Source organism: Mameliella sp. CS4 (assembly GCF_019392335.1).
In the GTDB taxonomy this organism is placed as follows: Bacteria; Pseudomonadota; Alphaproteobacteria; order Rhodobacterales; family Rhodobacteraceae; genus Antarctobacter.
In genome coordinates this window covers 1-320 of the sequence record NZ_JAHXRQ010000117.1, presented here as the reverse complement: position 1 = coordinate 320, position 320 = coordinate 1, and the positions used below count along the sequence as shown (strand labels likewise).

The 320-nt window shown below is 70.0% G+C and carries 1 pseudogene; it reads right to left on the bottom strand.

Annotated elements, in window-relative coordinates:
- A pseudogene (locus KZZ07_RS28300) lies at positions 1-320 on the bottom strand (hypothetical protein); the annotation flags it as partial.

Here is a 320-nt window from a genome sequence, read left to right as displayed (position 1 = left end):
AGCCCCTCGTACCAGGTCAGCCACTCGGCATCGTCCATGAACGGCGCACGTCCGGCCTCCCGATCCGCCCGCGCCCGACGCAGCCGCGCGGCCATCTCGCGCGCATCCTCGGTGACACGCAGCTTGTCGCCCTTGGACTGCGGCGGGCGCTTCATCCGCTCCCAGAACAGGAACTCGGACACCAGCCGATCCTCCGCCAGCGCCTCGCGCCCGGCGGCACTGGCAAACCACGACGCCACGCCTGGCGTATCCTCCAGCGCCCGAGGCTGGGCGATCTCGGCAAAGGCGAGAAAGGTCGCGCGATCCGGCCAGAAACACTT